14 protein-coding genes are annotated in these 16,931 nt (G+C 72.0%); 1 reads left to right on the top strand and 13 read right to left on the bottom strand.

Annotated elements, in window-relative coordinates:
* Nucleotides 1–288 precede the first annotated feature (288 nt).
* From whiA to uvrA, 6 genes are all read right to left on the bottom strand, one after another.
* Nucleotides 289–1,269, bottom strand: a complete 981-nt coding sequence (gene whiA, locus ACIBCT_RS37895; protein WP_399196844.1) for a DNA-binding protein WhiA — start codon at nt 1,267–1,269, stop codon at nt 289–291.
* A 93-nt stretch (nt 1,270–1,362) separates the two neighbouring features.
* Entirely contained in the window at nt 1,363–2,301 is a 939-nt protein-coding gene (gene yvcK / locus ACIBCT_RS37890) for a uridine diphosphate-N-acetylglucosamine-binding protein YvcK (RefSeq protein ID WP_399196843.1), read from the bottom strand.
* Entirely contained in the window at nt 2,298–3,170 is an 873-nt protein-coding gene (gene rapZ / locus ACIBCT_RS37885) for an RNase adapter RapZ (RefSeq protein ID WP_344903503.1), read from the bottom strand. Before rapZ ends, yvcK begins: the two co-directional genes overlap by 4 nt.
* Nucleotides 3,167–5,101, bottom strand: a complete 1,935-nt coding sequence (uvrC, locus tag ACIBCT_RS37880) for an excinuclease ABC subunit UvrC (protein ID WP_399196862.1) — start codon at nt 5,099–5,101, stop codon at nt 3,167–3,169. The genes rapZ and uvrC overlap by 4 nt, the downstream gene beginning before the upstream one ends.
* A gap of 148 nt (nt 5,102–5,249) precedes the next feature.
* Complete coding sequence (locus tag ACIBCT_RS37875) at nt 5,250–5,723, bottom strand: Rieske (2Fe-2S) protein (protein WP_399196842.1); 474 nt, start codon at nt 5,721–5,723, stop codon at nt 5,250–5,252.
* Between the two features lie 419 nt (nt 5,724–6,142).
* Nucleotides 6,143–8,983, bottom strand: a complete 2,841-nt coding sequence (gene uvrA / locus ACIBCT_RS37870; RefSeq protein ID WP_399196841.1) for an excinuclease ABC subunit UvrA — start codon at nt 8,981–8,983, stop codon at nt 6,143–6,145.
* Nucleotides 8,984–9,264: 281 nt separating this feature from the next.
* On the opposite strand from uvrA, the gene ACIBCT_RS37865 reads away from it, so the two are divergent.
* Entirely contained in the window at nt 9,265–9,906 is a 642-nt protein-coding gene (locus tag ACIBCT_RS37865) for an MBL fold metallo-hydrolase (protein WP_399196840.1), read from the top strand.
* A 73-nt stretch (nt 9,907–9,979) separates the two neighbouring features.
* Here the strand turns inward: ACIBCT_RS37865 and ACIBCT_RS37860 are convergent, their stop codons facing one another.
* The 7 genes from ACIBCT_RS37860 to ACIBCT_RS37830 all read right to left on the bottom strand — a co-directional run bounded on the left by ACIBCT_RS37860 (nt 9,980) and on the right by ACIBCT_RS37830 (nt 16,926).
* Nucleotides 9,980–10,258, bottom strand: coding sequence for a hypothetical protein (locus tag ACIBCT_RS37860; protein WP_399196839.1), 279 nt, complete (start codon nt 10,256–10,258; stop codon nt 9,980–9,982).
* Between the two features lie 170 nt (nt 10,259–10,428).
* Nucleotides 10,429–11,259, bottom strand: a complete 831-nt coding sequence (pssA, locus tag ACIBCT_RS37855; protein ID WP_344903518.1) for a CDP-diacylglycerol--serine O-phosphatidyltransferase — start codon at nt 11,257–11,259, stop codon at nt 10,429–10,431.
* On the bottom strand, nt 11,246–11,893 hold the full coding sequence (locus ACIBCT_RS37850; protein ID WP_344903521.1) for a phosphatidylserine decarboxylase: 648 nt from the start codon (nt 11,891–11,893) through the stop codon (nt 11,246–11,248). Before ACIBCT_RS37850 ends, pssA begins: the two co-directional genes overlap by 14 nt.
* 128 nt (nt 11,894–12,021) lie before the next feature.
* Nucleotides 12,022–13,011 carry a TerC family protein gene (locus tag ACIBCT_RS37845; protein ID WP_399196838.1) on the bottom strand — a complete coding sequence of 330 codons (990 nt, stop codon included), beginning with the start codon at nt 13,009–13,011 and terminating at the stop codon, nt 12,022–12,024.
* A gap of 210 nt (nt 13,012–13,221) precedes the next feature.
* The gene (locus ACIBCT_RS37840; RefSeq protein ID WP_399196837.1) at nt 13,222–14,367 is read right to left on the bottom strand and encodes a glycosyltransferase family 4 protein; all 1,146 of its coding nucleotides are present in this window, start codon (nt 14,365–14,367) and stop codon (nt 13,222–13,224) included.
* Nucleotides 14,360–16,042, bottom strand: coding sequence for a murein biosynthesis integral membrane protein MurJ (gene murJ / locus ACIBCT_RS37835; protein WP_399196836.1), 1,683 nt, complete (start codon nt 16,040–16,042; stop codon nt 14,360–14,362). The genes ACIBCT_RS37840 and murJ overlap by 8 nt, the downstream gene beginning before the upstream one ends.
* Complete coding sequence (locus tag ACIBCT_RS37830) at nt 16,039–16,926, bottom strand: hypothetical protein (RefSeq protein WP_399196835.1); 888 nt, start codon at nt 16,924–16,926, stop codon at nt 16,039–16,041. The genes murJ and ACIBCT_RS37830 overlap by 4 nt, the downstream gene beginning before the upstream one ends.
* Nucleotides 16,927–16,931 lie beyond the last annotated feature (5 nt).

The following is a 16,931-nucleotide window of genomic DNA, read 5'->3' as shown; positions in this document are numbered from 1 at the left end:
GTAGACCACTGGAGGGGTAGGGTGCGTTATTTCATGCTTCACGAAGGGGTATCGCACCCTTCACGTAAGACGCCCGTATCGTCCGGTAAATTCCTCCAGCCCCTGCTGGACCTGCGACGACGGCCCACGATCCGCGGCCGTGCGGGACGCGCCCGAGGGGACGGCAAGGACACCGCCCCGGCGGCCTCACCGGCCCCGCGGGCCCCCGGCGCCCACCCCCGCCTTCCCTGCCGGGCGGTTGGAGCGTTCCGCTCCCGGCGGGCGGCCCGGACCGCCCGCACCGCGCCCTCAGGGGGAGAGCATGTCCACGGTGAGGTTGGCCTCGGTGTTGGGGATGCCGACGTCCTGGGCGCGCTTGTCGGCCATGGCCAGCAGGCGGCGGATGCGGCCGGCGATGGCGTCCTTGGTCAGCGGCGGGTCGGCGAGCTGGCCCAGCTCCTCCAGGGACGCCTGCTTGTGCTCCACCCGTAGGCGGCCGGCGACCACCAGGTGCTCGGGGGCCTCCTCGCCGAGGATCTCCAGGGCCCGCTGGACCCTGGCCCCGGCGGCGACCGCGGCGCGGGCCGAACGGCGCAGGTTGGCGTCGTCGAAGTTGGCCAGCCGGTTGGCCGTGGCCCGGAACTCCCGGCGCATCCGCCGGTCCTCCCAGGCCAGCACGCTGTCGTGGGCGCCCAGCCGGGTCAGCAGCGCGCCGATCGCGTCACCGTCGCGGACCACCACCCGGTCCACGCCGCGGACCTCCCGGGCCTTGGCGTGGATCTTGAGGCGCCGTGCCGAGCCGACCAGCGCGAGCGCCGCCTCGGGCCCGGGGCAGGTGACCTCCAGCGACATCGAACGCCCCGGCTCGGTGAGCGAGCCGTGCGCCAGGAACGCTCCCCGCCAGGCGGCCTCGGCGTCGCACGTCGCCCCCGCGACGACCTGGCGCGGCAGGCCGCGCACCGGGCGGCCGTGGTTGTCGATCAGGCCGGTCTGGCGGGCCAGGGCCTCCCCGTCGCGGTAGACCCGCACGAGGTAGCGCGAGCCCTTGCGCAACCCGGCCGGGGCCAGCACGAGCACCTCGGCCTTGTGCCCGAAGACCTCGCCGATGTCCTTGATGAGCCGCCGGGCGGTGACGTTGGTGTCGAGCTCGGCCTCGATCACGATCCGCCCGCTCACCAGGTGCAGCCCGCTCGCGAACCGCAGCAGCGTCGACACCTCGGCCTTGCGGCAGCAGGGCTTCAGTACCGGAAGCCTGCTCAGCTCGTCCTTGACCACACCGGTCATCGCCATGCGCGTTCGTCCTCCCCCATACAGACCCCTTGCGGCCCGAGGTGAATCGGGCTCACAGAAGTTTCTCGCACTCCTGAGCACCGCTGACCAGGATCAACGCTTCTCACGGAAAATCTCGTCCAGGACGGAGGCAAGACGTTGCGCATCATGTCGCGGCGAGCCGTCCTCGTCGGCCACCGGGGCGAGGACCAGCCGCCCGCCGAGATCGGCGGCCGCCTTGGCCAGGGCGTCGCGGTCGTGGGTCACCCCGGTGTCGGCGACGACCACGTCGATCGCCAGGGAGGAGGCGTGCTGGCCCAGCACCTCCAGGTGCTTCTGGGGGGAGAAGCCGTCGGTCTCACCGGGCTGCGGGGCGAGGTTGAGCGCGACCAGGCGGCGCGCGCGGGTGGCCAGCAGCGCCTCGGCCAGCTCGGGCACCATCAGGTGCGGCAGCACGCTGGTGAACCACGAGCCGGGGCCGAACACCACCCAGTCGGCGTCCAGGACCGCCTCGACCGCCTCGGGGCAGGCCGGAGGATCCTTCGGGAGCAGCGAGACGGCCCGCACCCGGCCGGGGGTGAGCGCGCAGGCCACCTGGCCGCGCACCGTGCTCACCCGGCCGTCCAGCTCCACCTCGGCCGCGATGTCCAGCGGCACCGACGACATCGGCAGCACCCGCCCGTGCGCGCCCAGCAGCCGCCCGAGCCAGTCGAGCCCGGCGACCGTGTCGCCCAGCCGCTCCCACAGGGCCACGATCAGCAGGTTGCCGACCGTGTGGCCGTGCAGGTCGCCGTCACTGCGGAAACGGTGCTGGACCACCTCGCTCCAGGTGTGCCCCCACTCGTCGTCGTCGCACAGCGCGGCCAGCGCCATGCGCAGGTCCCCCGGCGGCAGCACCCCCAGCTCGCGGCGGAGCCGCCCGCTGGACCCCCCGTCGTCGGCCACCGTGACCACCGCCGTCAGACGGGAGGTGACCCTCCGCAGCGCCGACAGCGAGGCGTACAGCCCGTGTCCCCCGCCCAGTGCGACGACCTTGAGACCCTCATCGTTCACTCCCGGCCCACATCCCGATGGCTCACCTGCACCTCCATGCCACCCCGGTCCCGCAGCCGCCCGCCGATCTGCTCGGCCATGGCGACGCTGCGGTGCTTGCCGCCGGTGCAGCCGACGGCGAGCGTGGCGTAGCTCTTGCCCTCGCGGGTGTAGCCGGAGGCGATGATGGAGACCACCTCCTCGTAGGCGTCGAGGAGTTCCTTCGCACCCGCTTGATTGAGAACGTACTCCCGTACGGGAGCGTCCAGGCCGTTCATGGGGCGCAGTTCCGGCACCCAGTGCGGGTTCGGCAGGAAGCGGCAGTCGACGACCAGGTCCGCGTCGACCGGCAGGCCGTACTTGAAGCCGAAGGAGACGACGTTGACCCGCAGGCCGGGGCGGTCCTCCCCGCCGAAGAAGGCGACGATCTTCCCACGGAGCTCGTGCACGTTGAGGTTGGAGGTGTCGATCACCAGGTCGGCGTTGGCCCGGACCTCGCGCAGGATGCCGCGCTCGCGGGCGATGCCGTCGACCAGGCGGCCGTCGCCCTGCAGCGGGTGCGGGCGGCGGACGTTCTCGAACCTGCGGACCAGTTCCTCGTCGCTGGCCTCCAGGAACACCACGCGCACGCCGACGCCGCGCCCCTCCAGCTCCTCGATCGCGCTGTTGAGGTCGCTGGTGAAGGCCAGGCTGCGCACGTCCACCACCGCGGCCACCTTGTCGGCGGCCAGCTTGACCCGGCCGGCCTCCTCGGCCATGGCGAACAGCAGCCCCGGCGGCAGGTTGTCGATGACGAACCAGCCCAGGTCCTCCAGGGCCTTGGCCGCCGTGCTCCGCCCCGCCCCCGACATGCCGGTGACCAGGACGAACGCGGACTCTCTCTCGCTCATGGGTGCTGCCCCTTCAAGGCCGACACGATCGTCTCGGCCGTCGACGGGCCGATTCCGGGAACCTCGCGGATCTGGGCCGCCGTCGCCTCCCGCAGCCGTTTCACCGATCCGAAATGCTTGATCAGCGCCTGTCTGCGGGCCGGGCCGAGTCCGGGGACCTCGTCCAGGGCGCTTTCCGTGACGCTCTTGGACCTCTTGGCTCGATGGTAGGTGATGGCAAAGCGGTGGGCCTCGTCGCGTACCCGCTGGAGAAGGTAAAGGGCCTCGCTGGAGCGGGCGAGGATCACCGGGAGGTCCTCGCCGGGCAGCCAGACCTCCTCCAGCCGCTTGGCCAGGCCGCACACGGCCACGTCGTCGATCCCCAGCTCGTCGAGGGCCCTGCGGGCCGCCGCGGCCTGCGCGGGACCGCCGTCGACCACCACCAGGTTGGGCGGGTACGCGAACCGGCGCGGCTTCCCGGTCTCCGGGTCGATGCCGGTCGGCCGTGTCCCCTCGCCCGGCCCGGCCCCGGGGTCGGCGTCGAGCTCCCCGGTCTCGGAGCGCTCCTGCAGGTAGCGCTTGAACCGGCGGGAGATCACCTCGCGGATGGAGGCGACGTCGCCCTCGGTGGAGCGCACGGAGAAGCGGCGGTACTCGCTCTTGCGGGCCAGGCCGTCCTCGAAGACCACCATGGAGGCCACCACGTCGGTGCCCTGGATGTGGGAGACGTCGTAGCACTCGATGCGCAGCGGCGCCTGGTCCAGGCCGAGGGCGTCGGCGACCTCCTGCAGGGCCTTGCTCCGCGTGGTCAGGTCGCTGGCCCGCTTGAGCTTGTGCTGCTTGAGCGACTCGGCCGCGTTGCGCTCGACGGTCTCCATCAGCGACCTCTTGTCGCCGCGCCGCGGGACCCTGATCTCCACCCGGGCGCCGCGGTGCTCGCAGAGCAGCTCCGAGACCGCCTCGGCGTCGGGGGGCAGCACGGGCACCAGCACCTCCCTGGGCAGTGCCTCGGCGGCCGCGTCGCCGTACATCTGCAGCAGGAACTGCTCGACCAGCTCCGCCGGGGTGACCTCGCCGACCTTGTCGACCACCCAGCCGCGCTGCCCCCTGATCCGCCCGCCGCGGACGTAGAACACCTGGACGGCGGCCTCCAGCGGGTCCTCGGCCAGGGCGACCACGTCGCAGTCGGTGGTGTCGCCCAGGACCACGGCCTGCTTCTCCAGGGCCCGCTGGAGCGCCTGGACGTCGTCGCGCAGCCTGGCCGCGCGCTCGTACTCCTGCTCGACGGCGGCCTGGCGCATCTCGCGTTCCAGCCGCCTGATGAACCTGGCGGTGTTGCCCGCCATGAACTCGCAGAAGTCCTCGGCCAGGGCCCGGTGCTCGGCGGGGGTGACCCGGCCGACGCAGGGGGCCGAGCACTTGTCGATGTAGCCCAGCAGGCAGGGGCGGCCGATCTGCTCGGCGCGCCTGAACACGCCGGTGGAGCAGCTCCTGATCGGGAAGACCCGCAGCAGCAGGTCGACGGTCTCCCTGATCGCCCAGGCGTGCGAATAGGGGCCGAAGTAGCGGGTGCCCTTGCGCTTGGCGCCGCGCAGCACCTGCACCCGGGGGAACTCCTCCCCCATGGTGACCGCCAGGTAGGGGTAGGACTTGTCGTCGCGGTACTTGACGTTGAAACGCGGGTCGTACTCCTTGATCCAGGAGTACTCCAGCTGGAGCGCCTCGACCTCGGTGCCGACGACCGTCCAGTCGACGGCCGCGGCGGTCGTGAGCATCGTCTGGGTGCGCTGGTGCAGGCCCGCGAAGTCGGCGAAGTAGGAGTTGAGCCGCTGACGGAGGTTCTTCGCCTTGCCGACGTAGACGACCCGGCCGTCGCCGTCCTTGAACCGGTAGACGCCGGGAGAGTCGGGGATCGACCCCGGTTTCGGCCGGAAACTCGCCGGACCACCCACAGATCTCGCCACACCATGAGCCTATCGGCCCCGACCGACAGCTTTCCTTACGATAACGGCGCCGCCCTTCCCCGAAGGGGGCGCCCGTCACGGCGCGGGCCTCGCGGCCGGGGAACCCGTCCCCCGGCGGCGAGTCCGGCGACGGGGATCAGGCCAGCGTGATGGAGTCGCCGTCCACTTTGATCGTCTTCTCCGGGAGCGGCTTGGTCGCGGGACCGTCCACCACCGAACCATCCGTGATCTTGAACTTGCTGCCGTGGCAGGGGCAGTCGATGGTGCCGTCGGCCACCTTGTCGACGTCGCACCCCTGGTGGGTGCAGGCCGAGCTGAACGCCTTGAACTGGCCCGCGGTGGGCTGGGTGATCACGATCTTCTCGTCCTTGAAGACCTTGCCGCCCCCCTCGGGGATGTCCGCGGTCTTGGCCAGCGCCTCCGCCGCGGAGTCGGAGCCCGACCCCGCGCCGGTGTCCGCGCTCTTCCCGGGAGCCTCCGAGGCGGCGGTCGCGGAGGTCTCACCACCGCCGGCGGCCGGTTCCCCGTACCCGGCGCAGGCGGTCAGCACCGCGGCCATACCGGCTCCACCGGCGCTCATCATCACCGTGCGACGCGTCGTCTCAGTCATCTATGTTCCTCCAGGATCGTCATGTTCAGGTACGGTCAACACCCCGATGACGGTTCAGCATGCCGTACGACGCATCAGGAGACTGTGAAGAAATACGCCCTGGGACAGGTCCGCGGCCCCGGGATCCGGCCACGGGGCCTTCGGCGCCGGGGCCTTTCATAGCGGGCCCCTTCGACACGGGCCTTCGCCACCGGGTCCCCTGACGCCGGGACCCTCGTCCCCGGGTCCTTCGGCGCCGGGACCCGCGCGGGGCCCACCACCGGAACCCCGGCTCGGGGACCTCGGCTCAGGGCCCCTCGGCCCGGGGACCCTCGGCCCGGGGACCCTCGGCCCGGAAACCGTCCCGGGGACCCGGCACGGGGCCGTGGCGGAACCCGTGCCGGGGACGCCGGCGGCGGGCCCCTCCGCCGGCCCCGCCCTCAGCTGCCGAGGATCTTGCGCAGGAAGCGGCCGGTGTGGCTCTCGTCGACCAGGGCGACCTCCTCGGGGGTGCCGACGGCCAGCACGCTGCCGCCGCGGGAACCGCCCTCCGGGCCCATGTCGATCAGCCAGTCGGCGGTCTTGATCACGTCGAGGTTGTGCTCGATCACGATGACCGTGTTGCCGCCGTCGACGAGCTTGCCCAGCACCCCCAGCAGCCTGCGGATGTCCTCGAAGTGCAGGCCCGTGGTGGGCTCGTCCAGCACGTAGATCGTGCGTCCGGTGGAACGGCGCTGCAGCTCGGAGGCGAGCTTGACACGCTGGGCCTCGCCGCCGGACAGCGTGGTGGCCGGCTGGCCCAGCCGGACGTAGCCCAGCCCGACGTCGAACAGCGTCTGCAGGTAGCGCTTGATCGACGGGATCGAGTCGAAGAAGCCCAGGGCCTCCTCGATCGGCATGTCGAGCACCTCGGAGATCGTCTTGCCCTTGTAGTGGACCTCCAGGGTCTCCCGGTTGTACCGCGCGCCGTGGCAGACCTCGCAGGGCACGTAGACGTCGGGCAGGAAGTTCATCTCGATCTTGAGGGTGCCGTCTCCCGAGCACGCCTCGCACCGGCCGCCCTTGACGTTGAAGCTGAAGCGGCCCTTCTGGTAGCCGCGGACCTTGGCCTCGGTGGTCTGCGAGAACAGGTCGCGGACCTTGTCGAAGACGCCGGTGTACGTCGCCGGGTTGGAGCGCGGCGTGCGGCCGATCGGCGACTGGTCGACGTGCACGACCTTGTCGACCAGGTCCATCCCGTTGATCCGCGAGTGGCGGCCCGGGACGGTGCGCGCCCCGTTGAGCTCCTTGGCCAGCGCGTTGTAGAGGATGTCGTTGACCAGGGTGGACTTGCCCGATCCGGAGACCCCGGTGACCGCGGTCAGCACGCCGAGCGGGAACTCCACGTCGACGCCCTTGAGGTTGTGCTCGCGGGCGCCCTTCACGGTGATCTGCCGCTTCCTGTCGCGCTTGCGGCGGGTCGCGGGGATGGTGATGGACCTGCGGCCGGACAGGTAGGCGCCCGTCATCGAGTCCTCGGAGGCCAGCAGGTCGGCCACGGTGCCGGAGACGACGACCTGGCCACCGTGCTCACCGGCTCCGGGGCCGATGTCCACCACCCAGTCGGCGGCGGCGATGGTGTCCTCGTCGTGCTCGACCACGATGAGCGTGTTGCCCATGTCGCGCAGCCTGATCAGCGTCTCCAGCAGCCGCTGGTTGTCACGCTGGTGCAGGCCGATGGAGGGCTCGTCCAGCACGTAGAGCACGCCGACCAGGCCGGAGCCGATCTGGGTGGCGAGCCGGATGCGCTGCGCCTCGCCACCGGCGAGGGTCCCCGAGGCCCGGTCCATGGTCAGGTAATCCAGGCCCACGTCGAGCAGGAAGCCCATCCGGGCGTTGATCTCCTTGACCACCCGCTCGGCGATCTGCATGTCGCGGTCGGAGAGCTTCAGGCCCGCCAGGAAGACCGCGCAGTCGCCGATCGACATCGCCGAGACCTCGGCGATCGAGCGGCCCTCGACCGTGACGGCCAGCGAGACCGGCTTGAGCCTGGCCCCCTTGCAGGCCGGGCACGGGATCTCCCGCATGTAGCCTTCGTACTTCTCGCGCATGCCGTCGCTGTCGGACTCGCCGTGGCGGCGCTGCACCCAGGGGATGACCCCCTCGAAGGTGGTGTAGTAGGAGCGCTGGCGGCCGTAGCGGTTGCTGTAGCGGACGTGGACCTGCTCGTCGTGGCCGTACAGCAGGGCCTTCTGGGCCTTCTTGGGGAGCCGCTCCCAGGGGGTGTCCAGGCTGAAACCCATGTTCAGGCCGAGCGCCTCGACCAGCCGGACGAAGTAGTCGCTGGTGTGGCCGCCCGCCCACGGCGACAGGGCGCCCTCGCCCAGCGGCCGTTCCGGGTCGGGCACGATCAGGTCGGGGTCGACCTCCATGCGGACGCCGAGACCCGTGCACTCGGGACAGGCGCCGAAGGGCGAGTTGAACGAGAACGAGCGGGGCTCCATCTCCTCGAACGACAGGTCGTCGTAGGGGCAGTAGAGGTGCTCGGAGTAGAAGCGCTCGCGGTTCGGGTCGTCCTCGGGCAGGTCGACGAACTCCAGGGTGATCGTCCCGCCCGACAGGTTCAGGGCGGTCTCCACCGAGCCGGTCAGGCGGCTGGCCGCCCCCTCCTTCACGGCCAGGCGGTCGACGATCACCTCGATGTCGTGCTTCTCCTGCTTCTTCAGCGTCGGCGGCTCGTCCAGCCGGACCACCGTGCCGTCGACGCGGGCGCGGGCGAAGCCCTTGGCCTGGAGCTGGCCGAAGAGCTCGGCGTACTCCCCCTTGCGGCCGCGGACCACCGGGGCCAGCACCTGGAAGCGGGTGCCCTCGGGCAGCTCCATCACCCGGTCGACGATCTGCTCGGGGCTCTGCCTGGCGATCGCCCGCCCGCACTGCGGGCAGTGCGGCTTGCCGACGCGGGCCCACAGCAGGCGCAGGTAGTCGTAGACCTCGGTGATCGTGCCGACGGTCGAGCGCGGGTTGCGGCTGGTGGACTTCTGGTCGATCGACACCGCGGGCGAGAGCCCCTCGATGAAGTCGACGTCGGGCTTGTCCATCTGCCCGAGGAACTGCCGCGCGTACGCCGACAGCGATTCGACATAGCGGCGCTGGCCCTCGGCGAAGATGGTGTCGAAGGCCAGGCTCGACTTCCCCGAGCCGGACAGCCCGGTGAAGACGATCAGAGAGTCCCGCGGAAGATCCAGCGAGACGTCCTTGAGGTTGTGTTCCCGTGCGCCACGCACGATGAGGCGGTCAGCCACAGCAGTCCCGACGTCGATATAGAAGGGTTGAGAGCGGTCGCGGGCAGACTAGCGACAGCGACCGACAGTTTTCCGGGCCGGTGTCCTGGCCCTCGGGGCCCCCGCCCGTTTCAGGGTACGGCTTCCTCGCGGACACGGCAGGCCGCTCAGCTACTCAACGATCCGAACACCCCCCTTATGCCCTCACACGCCGGCGGCGCGCGATGATGATGACGAGACGACGACCATGACGGGCACCGCCCGTGCCCTCACCTTCCCGCGACCCCGCCCGAGGAGAGACCGTGACGTACACCGGTGACGTGCAGGTGGGCGGCCCCGCCGACCTGCGCGAACTTCCCGCCCTGACGATCGCCAAACTGGCCGTCGGCCCGTTCGACAACAACGCCTACCTGGTCCGCTGCACCGAGACCGGGGACGGCGCCCTGATCGACGCCGCCGCCGAGCCCGACCGGCTGCTGGAGCTCATCGGCGACCTGCCGATCAGCAAGATCATCACCACCCACCAGCACGGTGACCACTGGCAGGCCCTGGAGGCGGTCGCCGCGGCGACCGGCGCCTCGGTGATCGCCCACCCCCTGGACGCGCCCGGGCTGCCGGTGCCGGTGGACCTGGAGGTCGGGCACGGCGACGGGATCACCGTCGGCGTGGTCAGCCTGGAGGTGATCCACCTGCGCGGGCACACGCCCGGCTCGATCGCCCTGTACTACCCCGGCCACCTGTTCACCGGTGACTCGCTCTTCCCCGGCGGGGTGGGCAACACGAACAAGGATCCCGAGCGGTTCGCCCAGCTCTTCGCCGACGTGTCGGAGCGGATCTTCGACCGGCTGCCGGACGACACCTGGGTCTATCCGGGCCACGGCCGCGACACCACCCTGGGGGCCGAGCGCCCCTCGCTGCCCGAGTGGCGCGAACGCGGCTGGTGACCCTCCGCGGCGACGGGTGACCGCGGCGGCACGGGGAGAAGCGGACGGGACGAGGGGCAGGCCCGGCCGGGCGTCAGCGGGCCGTACCGCCGAAGATCCGGAGGATCCGGTCCGCCGCCGCGGACGGGTCCTCCACCCGCTCGACCAGGTCCCCCCAGGACCAGCGGTAGAACCAGCCGTCGGCCTGCGGGACGCAGTCGACCGTCTCGGAGAACAGCGCCGCCTCGGGATCGCTCACCCGCAGCGACGGCGGGCTCCGCCTGAGGGTCACGGTGACGCCCCTGAGCTCCAGCTCACGGGCGAGCAGGCTCAGGAAGTACGTGCGGGTGTGCTCGCGCGGCTCGGTCGCCATGCGGCAATTGAACGCGATCGCCCGGCCAGGGGAAAGACGGATCGGGGGTTCGGGGGCGAGAACGGACATCCGTATGACGGATCCCCGACCATCCCCCCACCGGGATCCCCCCGGGCCCCCGGCCCCAGGGCCGAAAAAGGTGAAAAATCCGGAAAAGCCGGAGAAGAAGGTCAGCCGACCCCGGCCGACGCCTGGCGCTCCTTGCGCTTCTCCCGCTTGAACATCAGCACCCGCAGCGGGATGCTGGCCACGATCGTCAGCTGCATGACCGCCCCGACCTTGATCAGGGTGTCCCCTCCGGCCAGGCCCGCGACCCAGATGGTCAGGCAGGCCACGTTGATCATCATCCAGGCGAGCACGCCCGCGGCCAGGTTGCCCTTGGGCTTGGGGTACTCGATCCGGCTCACCATCAGGTACGCCACCGCGAAGATGGGCAGGACCGTCCAGCTCGACGGCGGGAACAGCAGCACGATCGAGACCACGGTCATGGCCCCCATCGGGATGGGCAGGCCCATGAAGTCGCCGCTCTTGGTCTTCACGCAGGCGAAGCGCGCCAACCGGATGACACCGGCCAGCAGCACCGACGCCGCCGCGGCCATCACCAGCAGGAAGGGGATCTGCTGGTTGAACCCCGCCCAGATCACCACCATGAAGGCGGGGGCGAACCCGAAACTGATCACGTCGGCGAGGTTGTCCAGCTCGGCGCCCATGGCCGAGGCGCGGAACTTCCTGGCCACCAGGCCGTCGAACAGGTCGCAGGTGGCGCCGATCAGCAGCAGCACCACGGCGGTGCCGAAGAAGCGGGGATCGGCCGCGAAGGGCTTGCCCTCCTGCAGCGCGCTGATGGCCGACCAGGCCAGCACGCAGACCGCCAGGAACCCGCACAGGGCGTTGCCGAGTGAGAGGGAGTCGGCGGCCGACAGGCGGAACGCCTTGCCCACCGGCCCCCGTGGCTCGTCGTCCGTCTCGTCCAGCGGCCAGCTCGCGTCAGCCGTGGTCAAGACCCGTCACCCCCGCGACCGTTCTCTCGCCCACCGAGACGGCCGGGGCGATCCCCTCGGGAAGGTAGACGTCGACCCGGGAGCCGAGCCTGATCAGGCCGATCCGCTCGCCCTTGGCGACCTTGGCGCCCACGGCCACGTACGGCACGATGCGGCGCGCGACCGCGCCGGCGATCTGCACGAACTCGATGTCGCCCAGCGCGGTGTCCAGGTGCCAGACGACCCGCTCGTTGTTCTCGCTGTCCTTGTCGAACGCGGGGACGTACCCCCCGGACACGTGCCGCATCGAGGTGACCGTGCCGGCCAGCGGAGCCCGGTTGACGTGCACGTCGAGCGGGCTCATGAAGATCGCCACCCTGGTGCGCCCGTCCGGCCACGGGTCGATGCTCTGCACCACGCCGTCGGCCGGGGACAGGATCCGCCCGGTGCCCGGCGTCCGGTCCGGGTCGCGGAAGAACCAGAGCATCCCACCGGTGAGCGCCGTCAGCGGGAGCGCCGCCGCCGCCCAGCGCCGGTCGCGGCGGCTGAGCAGGGAGGTCGCCGCGGCGGCGGCCACGGTCGGGAGCAACCACGGGGAGACGCCCCGCGCCAGGCCCAGCGGACCTGGCCGGCGACTTGCTGAATCGTGGGACACAGGGAACCTTTTGTGATGTCTTGCGGCATTAGACCGGTATGTCTACCCGCTCTGGGGCAGGATGTTACCCATCTCTCAGCCCTTATAAGGCGCAATGAGACAAGCAAAGCGCCTCATGCACCGATTCGCTAGCCCTGCTCGACACTCGCCGGGGTGCTGTTCTCCTTGCCCTCACGGGTGTCGCGCCTGGCCTTCATCAGGCTGATCACGGTGGTGAAGACCATCGTGACGACGATGACCGACAGCGACACCCAGATCGGGATCTCGGGAGCCCAGGAGACGCCACTGGAGTGCAGAGCCTCGAGGATCAGCTTAACCCCGATGAAACCGAGGATGAACGCGAGACCGAAGCTCAGGTAGACCAGGCGCTGGAGCAGACCGCCCAGCAGGAAGTACAGCTGCCTCAGGCCCATCAGGGCGAAGGCGTTCGCGGCGAAGACGATGAACGGGTCGGTGGTCAGGCCGAAGATCGCCGGGATCGAGTCCAGCGCGAACAGCAGGTCGGTGGTGCCGATGGCGATCATGACGATCAGCAGCGGGGTGACCATGCGCCTGCCGTCGATCTTGACGGTCACCTTGGAGCCCACGTAGTCGTCGGTGTGCGGCAGCACGCGGCGGGCCCAGCGCAGGACCGCGTTCTCCGGGAGGTCCTCCTCCTGGCCGAACTGGCGGACGAGCTGGACCGCGGTGTAGATCAGGAACAGGCCGAAGACGTAGAACAGCCAGCCGAAGTTGGCCAGGGCCGCGGCGCCGATGGCGATGAAGACGCCGCGCATGACCAGCGCCATCAGGATGCCCACCAGCAGGACCTTGTGCTGGTACATCTTCGGCACCGCGAAGCGGGTCATGATGATGTAGAAGACGAAGAGGTTGTCGATGCTCAGGCTGTACTCGGTGAGATAGCCGGCGAAGAACTGGCCCGCGGGGACGGGACCGGCGAACACCCACATCACGATGCCGAAGACGACCGCAAGGCTGACGTAGAACCCGACCCAGAAACCGGCCTGCCTCAGGGAGAATTCCCTGGGTTCGCCGCGGTCGACTATCCACAGATCGAAGGCGAGAACGACGAGAAGGCCGCCGATGATGGCGAACCATGCCCAGGTGGGAACACTCACAGCTGATAAACCTCCGGCAGCGCGCACGACAGACAGCCGGAGGTCTCTCCCGCCCGCATGGATCCGGCCCGGCTGGAAGACCGGGCCGTGCGGACCGACAGCCCCGGGGGCCTCGTGGAGCGAGGCAACACCGTGATGACGAGACTGCCACGAAGGGATACTCCCCCCCTAACCACGCCAGTATAGGTGTCCGGCCTGGTGTCGCCTAATTCAACATCGCGTCCCCGCCCCTTGTTCCTCCGGCTCCGGCGGCCCGGACGGACCGGACGGTGAGGCGTAGACGGCGAGCACCGCCTCCAGCGCCTCGCTCTCGCCCGGCAGCTCACGGCCTCTGCGGGCGGCGGCGCCGGCCAGCTCACGCGCCCGCTCGCCGTCGGCGAGCAGCCCTGCCACCGCGTCTCGCATCGCGGCCACATTTCCGTACGGCACCAGCACCCCGCCCTCGCCCACCATCGCCGGGACGCCGCCCACGGCGGTGGCGACCACCGGCGTGCCCGACCGCAGGGCCTCCTGCACGACGAGCGGCTGTCCCTCCCACCGGCTGGACACCACCAGCGCCCTGGCCACCCCGAGCAGGTCGGCGACGTCGGCGCGGGGGCCGAGCAGCCGTACCGGCAGGTCCTCCCGGTCGATCCGGCGCCGCAGTTCCGCGTGCAGCGGCCCCTGCCCCGCGATCAGGAACAGCGGCCCGGGGGACCCGGGCCCGCCGGGCAGCGTCCCCGCCACGTCCAGCAGGGTCTCCAGCCCCTTCTGCTGCGCGAGCCTGGCGACCGTCAGGAAGATCACCCGGTCTCCGGCGCCGAGCTCCGCCCGTACCTCCTCGGGCCGGCGCCCGGAGGGAGCCAGCGGGGGCGCCGGGACGACGGCGGCCTCGACGCGCCGCGCCCCCAGCAGGGTCATCCGTTCCCCCAGGTCGGGCGAGACCACCAGGATCCGGTCGGCCCGGCGGGCCACCACGCGCTCCAGCAGCCCGTACACCGCCCCGACCGCGCCGCCCGCGGTGGCCGCGTTGTGCAGGGTCACCACCAGCGGCGCCGGGGTCCCGGCCAGCGCGAGCGCCGCCAGTGCCCCGGCCCTCAGCCCGTGGGCGTGCACGACGTCGGCCCCGCGCAGCGACCGCAGTGCCAGGACCGCCCGCAGGTCGGCGGGCGGGCGGGGCCGGTCGGAGATCGGCACGGGCGTGAAGCGCGCACCCAGGGCGGTGAACCCGAAGGCCTCCTCGGTGCTCGGCGGGCCCGCCACGACCACCCGGTGGCCGCGGCCGGCCAGCCCCCGGGCCAGCATGGCCACGTGCCGGCCGACACCGCCCGCGCTGGTCCCCAGCACGAGCGCCACGCGTCCTTCCCGGTCAGCCATCGGAACCGCTCCCCTCCGTCGCACTCTCTGCCGTCCCCTCCGTCGTCCTCGCCCCGGCCCGGCCGCGGAGCCGTCGCAGCAGTCCCCGGGCGTCCGGCCCGCCGACCACCGCCACCACGACCGCGAACGCGGCCGTGCCCGCCACCGCGGCGGCCGTCCCGACCGCCACGCACGCCCACCGGGACACCTCGCCGAAGGCGCCGACCACGGCCAGGCCCGCACCCCAGGCCGCGGCGCCACCGGCCAGCGAGGCCAGCAGGGCACGGGGCGCCCCCGCGAGCGCGGGCGCCCCGCCGGCGCGGAACACCGCCAGGGCAAGCAGCAGGCCGCCGACGGTCATGCCGATCGTGCTGCCCAGCGCCAGCATCCCCACCACCTCGGTCTCGTCGCCCGCGGCACGGGCCAGCACGATCTGGGCCGCGAGCGCGACCCCCCAGCCCGCCACCGAGGCGACGGCCGCCGGCCTGCCCAGCCCGCGGGCGTACAGGATGCGGGCCAGGTGCAGCATGAGCGCGTACCCGGCCAGGCCGGGCGCGAACAGCGCGACCGCGCGGGCCATCTCCGCGGGGTCGCCCCCCGGGGTGTCCTCCAGGAACACCCGCGCCACCGGCACGGCCACCGCCGCCATCACCCCGGCCGCGAGCCCGGTCACCAGCAGCACGGCCCGCGTCGTGGCGGAGGTCAGCGCGTCGAACCCGGCCAGGTCCCCCTCCTCCGCCCGGGTCGACAGCTCCGGGAAGGAACTGGTGGCGATCGGCATCACCAGCACCGCGTACGGCAGCTGGTACAGCGCCCAGGCGTAGGTGTAGACACCGACCGCCCCCTCGCCGCCCAGGTCGTTGGCGAGGTGGACGACGACGATCAGCGTGAGCTGCTGGGCGACCAGGACGGCCAGGCCCGCGGTGGCCAGGCGCCGGGCGCGGGCCGCGACGCCCGGCGGGAACGACAGCGAGGGCCGCAGCCTGAGCCGCAGCCGGGCCACCGGGCCGGCGACGGTGACCACCATCGCCGCCGCGGCGACGGTCGCGCCGAGGGAGAGCGAGAGCGCGCCCGCGTCGTCCAGCGCCGACAGGTCCTCGGCGGCACGCCCGTTCACCGCCTCGAACAACAGGTTGGAGGCGACGATGAGCAGGCTGGAGACCAGCGGGGCCAGCGCGGGCCCCAGGAAGCGCCGGTGGGCCTGGAGCACCCCGTACAGGACGACGGCCAGCCCGAAGAAGATCATCCGGGGGGCGAAGACGACGAGCATGCCGGTGCCGACCTCGACGACCTGGGCCAGGTCGCAGCCGGGCGCCTCGCCGGCCAGCAGCGTGACGATCGGCCCGGCGAACGCCACGATCAGCAGCGTCACCGGCACCAGGACCAGCATCGTCCAGGTCAGCAGCGCCGAGGTGGTCCGGCTGGCCTCGGCCCTGGCCCGCGGGTCCTCGCCCGCCCGCGAGGCCGCCGAGGCCAGCACCGGCACCACCATCCCGGCCAGCGCCCCGCCCGCCACCAGCTCGAAGACGATGTTGGGCACGTAGTTGGCGGTGTTGTAGGCGGTGCTCAGGCAGAGGTTGCCGACGCTCTGCGACTGGACCAGGTAACGGCCGAACCCGACGAGCCGGGCCAGGACGGTCACGATCCCGATGAGGAGCGCCGCGCCCGCGACGCCCTGCCCGATCCTCCTGGTCATCGGGGGGTGGGCGCCTGCTCCACGGGGCGACGGCCGAGCATGTCGACGCGGTGCAGGAAGGGGTTGCCCGCGATCACCCTGGTGAAGCTGACCTTCTCCGAGGCCGCGGTCAGCGCGACCACGGTGCCCAGCACGGCCAGGCGTCCGGGACGGCCCAGGCTCACGGTGACGGCCAGGCCGAGCAGCGCGCCCAGCGCGTTGGCCCCGGCGTCACCGAGCATGGCCCGCTCGCCGAGGTCCTCGTCCAGCAGCGCGGCCGCGGCCCCCATGGGGAGCGCGGCCAAGGCGGCCCCGGCAGGATCGCCGCGGCGCAGGCCCGCGGCGAGCAGCGGGGCGCCCGCGAGCAGGCCCACCTTGACGGCGCGGCCCGGACGCAGGTCGAAGAGGTTGGCCAGGTTGGCGCTCCCGGCGATCAGGGCGCCGTCGACGGCCACGTCCAGGGGGGTGCGGGAGGTCAGGGCGGCGGCGGCCAGGCCCGTCACGCCGATGCCGAGGATCTTCACCGCCCCGCTGGTGACCTCGCCCTTGGCCAGGGCGCTCAGGTGCCCCCGGAACCCCTTGGACGAGGTCGCGCCGTACAGGTCGTCGTAGGCGCCGAGCCCCCCGGCGCCCGCCGCCGCCAGCACCGCCGCCGTGCGGACCCGTGCGGGCAGGCCGGGCATCACGGCCGCGGCCGCCCCGGCTCCGGCGACGAACGCCGGCCCCTCCAGCAGGGTGATCGGCTCGCCCCGGTGGTTGGTACGGGCCCAGGTCTCCGCGTCGCCGACCGGGGGCCTGCGGGTGAACGCGGCGTAGGCGGCACGCGCGGCCACGGCACCGAGGGCCGCACCGGCGAGGGCGCCCGCGAGGGCACGGGGAAGGGAGCGAGGAGCCAGACGAGCCATCGGAA

The sequence above is a fragment of the Streptosporangium sp. NPDC050855 genome (assembly GCF_044456585.1).
In the GTDB taxonomy this organism is placed as follows: Bacteria; Actinomycetota; Actinomycetes; order Streptosporangiales; family Streptosporangiaceae; genus Streptosporangium; species Streptosporangium longisporum.
Note: the sequence above shows the minus strand (reverse complement) of the source record. Positions and strands in the feature narration are given on the sequence as shown.

Excerpts from the sequence above, each read along its gene's own strand:
- whiA (WP_399196844.1), bottom strand. The coding sequence starts at position 1,269 with ATGGCGATGACCGGTGTGGTCAAGGACGAGCTGAGCAGGCTTCCGGTA.
- ACIBCT_RS37830 (WP_399196835.1), bottom strand. The coding sequence starts at position 16,926 with ATGGCTCGTCTGGCTCCTCGCTCCCTTCCCCGTGCCCTCGCGGGCGCC.
- ACIBCT_RS37860 (WP_399196839.1), bottom strand. The coding sequence starts at position 10,258 with ATGGCGACCGAGCCGCGCGAGCACACCCGCACGTACTTCCTGAGCCTG.
- rapZ (WP_344903503.1), bottom strand. The coding sequence starts at position 3,170 with ATGAGCGAGAGAGAGTCCGCGTTCGTCCTGGTCACCGGCATGTCGGGG.
- murJ (WP_399196836.1), bottom strand. The coding sequence starts at position 16,042 with ATGACCAGGAGGATCGGGCAGGGCGTCGCGGGCGCGGCGCTCCTCATC.
- ACIBCT_RS37840 (WP_399196837.1), bottom strand. The coding sequence starts at position 14,367 with ATGGCTGACCGGGAAGGACGCGTGGCGCTCGTGCTGGGGACCAGCGCG.
- ACIBCT_RS37875 (WP_399196842.1), bottom strand. The coding sequence starts at position 5,723 with ATGACTGAGACGACGCGTCGCACGGTGATGATGAGCGCCGGTGGAGCC.